Source organism: Actinocrinis sp. (assembly GCF_035946395.1).
In the GTDB taxonomy this organism is placed as follows: Bacteria; Actinomycetota; Actinomycetes; order Streptomycetales; family Catenulisporaceae; genus Actinocrinis.
Map to the genome: position 1 here is coordinate 1 of NZ_DASYZI010000234.1, position 3,241 is coordinate 3,241.

Below are 3,241 nucleotides of genomic sequence, written 5' to 3' on the forward strand. Positions count from 1 at the left end.
GTCACGAGCGTGCTCGCCGCCGAGTCGAACTGCGCGCCGAAGACGACGGGATGGCCACTTTAAGTTTCTATCTACCGGCCGATGTGGCGCAGATGGCCATGCGCACCCTCACCACCCTGGCCCAGAGCGCGAAGCGCAAGAACAACAACAACCCCGCTGACACCCGCACCCTCGACCAGCGCCGCGCCGACCTGCTGCCCGCGCTCCTGCACCACACCGCAAGCGGCGCCAACCCGAGCCCCGCAACACTCTCCGCCCTGCCCGCCGCCTTGGCCCACATCAATGTCGTGGTGAACATCGAAACCCTCCTGGGCCTAAGCCACGAACCCGGCCACCTCAACGGCTACGGCCCCCTGTGCCCCGAACAAACCCGCAACATCGCCCACGCACACACCGCCCAATGGCGCTTCCTGCTCACCTCCACCGACGGCACCCTCGTGGACGCCTCGACCCGCACCTACACCCCCCGCGCCGCCGTCAAGCGCCTCGCTCAACTCAAGCACAACACCTGCGTGTTCCCGCACTGCCACATGCCCGCCGACCGCTGCGACCTCGACCACAACCAACCCTTCAACCAGGGCGGACCCACCACACCCGAGAATCTCACACCCCTTTGCCGCCGCCACCACAACCACAAAACCCACAACCACTGGACCCTGCACCGAACCGACGACACCATCCAATGGACCTCCACCCGAACCGCACACACCTACACCACCACACCCACTCGCTACCCCGTCGCTGCTGCCTGACTGTTTCAAAGTTTCACAGAACCCTGACGAACAAACCTGACGACCGAATCCGGTCCCGCCACCCACTCCACCCGCACCAGATCCCATACCAAAGCACCCCGGCACCGACACTGCCGCTATTCCAGCGCCAGCGCTGTCACTGCTGCCCCCGCCCCCACTGCTGCCGCCGCCACCGCCACCGGTACCAGCGCTCACATCGGCGCGACACTCGCGCGGCTCACTCTCCCTCCCTCCCCTCCCCCGCCGCTATTGCACCTCCCATACCTACTTCGCCCCCGCCGCCCTTCGCCTGCATCGCCTACCTCATCTACGTCGTCTACGTCGCTACGCTCACCGTCTCGAACGGCCACACGTGCGGTGGCCTGGCAATCAGTTCGGCAGGCGGCTCAGGCAATCGAAAGCCGCTCTCGGCCGGGCGCACGAGGGCGACGACACGATCCGCCGAGCGATAAAGCTCAGCGACTACGCCGTCCGGCAGACCCGGCTCGACATGATCACGCCACCACGCGATCAACCCGTCGGCGTCGCCTTTCGCCTCCCACATCAGCACTCGCACCCGCGCTTGCACCGGTATTCGCCCTCACCCTCGCGCTACACCAAGACCACGCCGACTTTGCCAGCTTCACCGACATCGCCGACGTCGCCGATGTCGTCGGCTTCACCGGCCTCGCGGACGTTGCTTTGCTGACCTCTTGCTGACCCCTCTGGCCTCTCTGATCTGTCTGGCTTCCCTGGCCTCGCTGCCCCTGCCCCCCCCTCTGACCCTCCCTGGCATCGGCTGCCTCGCCAACGTTTCCGGCCTCACCCATCACACCAGAACCTCAGTGATCAGCATCGACGAGTCGGCAGGCAGGTCCAGCGGCGAGGGGCGCGCTCCTCGGGCGACCAGTTCGGCGCCAAGTGCTGCGACCATCGCGCCGTTGTCGGTGCACAGTTTCGGCCTTGGTACACGCACCCGGATCCCTGCTTGCTCGGCTCGCTGCTGGGCTAGTGCGCGCAGGCGCGAGTTCGCTGCCACGCCACCACCGATGAGCAGGTGGTCCACGCCGTTCTCCTTGCAGGCGCGGATCGCCTTTCGCGTCAACACATCCACCACCGCTTCCTGAAAGGACGCCGCCACGTCCGCCACCGGGACCGGTTCACCGGCTCGCTCGCGCGCCTCGACCCAGCGCGCCACTGCGGTCTTGAGGCCGGAGAAGGAGAAGTCGAACGGCGGGTCCTTCGGGCCGGTCAGCCCGCGCGGGAAGGTGATCGCCGTGGCGTCGCCGTCGGTCGCTGCCCTGTCGATCAGCGGACCGCCAGGGAAGCCGAGGCCGAGCACTCGGGCGACCTTGTCGAACGCCTCGCCGGCCGCGTCGTCTACCGTGCTGCCCAGGGGCCTGATGTCGTTGGTGACGTCTGGGACCAGCAGCAGCGAGCTGTGACCGCCGGAGACCAGCAGCGCCATGCACGGCTCGGGCAGCGGACCGTGCTCCAGTTGGTCCACAGCCACATGCGCGGCTAGGTGGTTCACGCCGTACAGCGGCTTGTCGAGGGCGAGCGCGTAGCCCTTCGCCGCCGCTACGCCGACCAGTAGCGCGCCCACCAGGCCCGGGCCTGCCGTCACCGCGACCGCGTCGATGTCGGTGAGCTTCAGCCCGGCGGTCTCCAGCGCGCGGTGCACGGTCGGGACCATCGCTTCAAGATGCGCGCGCGAGGCTACCTCGGGGACCACGCCGCCGAAGCGTGCGTGCTCGTCGACGCTCGTAGCCACCGCGTCGGCGAGCAGTTCGGTGCCGCGCACGATGCCGACGCCGGTCTCGTCGCAGGAGGTTTCGAAACCGAGGACGATCGGCGCGTTTGGGTTTGGGTTTGTGTTTGGGTTTGTGTTTGGGTTTGTGTTTGGGTTCGTGTGCGCGTGCGTGCGTGCGTCCGTGTCCCGGTCCCGGCCTCTGCTGGTCGTCGTCACGCGGTCAGTCACCTTCTCCGAATCGATCGATGATGTCGGACGAGCGCATCACCCAGGCATCCACGTTCGCCGGCTGGTAATAGCCGGGACGCGTGCCGATCTGCACGAACCCGAACCTGCGGTAGAGCGCCTGCGCCCTCGGATTGTCCGCGCGCACCTCAAGCACGACGTCGTCGCACTGCTTGCGTGCGGCCTCCCGCAGCAGTTCGGTGAGTAGCGCGGTCCCGAGCCCGTGGCCTTCCCTGCTCGGATCGACCGCGATGGTCAGCACCTCGGCTTCATCGACGCCGACCAACAGGCCCGCGTAGCCGACGATGCGCGGACCCTGGCAGTCCGGATGCGTAGCGTCCGCGCTGCGCTCCTCGGCGACCAGGTAATAGCGGGTCGCCACCTCGGCCAGCTCGGACCAGAACATGCCGACCGACCAGGCATCTTCAGGGAACGTCACGTGTTCCAGGACCGTCACCGCCGGGATGTCCCACCACCGCATTGGCCGCAGTACTGCGCGTGTCGACCGCTGTACACGCGTTTGCGGGGCAGG

Annotated in this window: 4 protein-coding genes; 1 reads left to right on the forward strand and 3 read right to left on the reverse strand. The window is 67.5% G+C overall.

Annotation, left to right across the window (positions count from 1 at the left end; translation table 11 throughout):
• Positions 1 to 752 (forward strand): HNH endonuclease (locus tag VGS97_RS14690; RefSeq protein WP_326854046.1); only part of this gene is annotated, 752 nt, incomplete at its 5' end.
• Positions 753 to 1,068: 316 nt separating this feature from the next.
• On the opposite strand, the gene VGS97_RS14695 is transcribed toward VGS97_RS14690, so the two are convergent.
• The 3 genes from VGS97_RS14695 to rimI all read right to left on the reverse strand — a co-directional run bounded on the left by VGS97_RS14695 (position 1,069) and on the right by rimI (position 3,199).
• Complete coding sequence (locus VGS97_RS14695; protein WP_326854047.1) at positions 1,069 to 1,308, reverse strand: hypothetical protein; 240 nt, start codon at positions 1,306 to 1,308, stop codon at positions 1,069 to 1,071.
• Positions 1,309 to 1,560: 252 nt separating this feature from the next.
• Complete coding sequence (gene tsaD, locus VGS97_RS14700) at positions 1,561 to 2,583, reverse strand: tRNA (adenosine(37)-N6)-threonylcarbamoyltransferase complex transferase subunit TsaD (protein ID WP_349262135.1); 1,023 nt, start codon at positions 2,581 to 2,583, stop codon at positions 1,561 to 1,563.
• 121 nt (positions 2,584 to 2,704) lie between these two features.
• Positions 2,705 to 3,199 carry a ribosomal protein S18-alanine N-acetyltransferase gene (rimI, locus tag VGS97_RS14705; protein WP_349262136.1) on the reverse strand — a complete coding sequence of 165 codons (495 nt, stop codon included), beginning with the start codon at positions 3,197 to 3,199 and terminating at the stop codon, positions 2,705 to 2,707.
• Between the last annotated feature and the right edge of the window lie 42 nt (positions 3,200 to 3,241).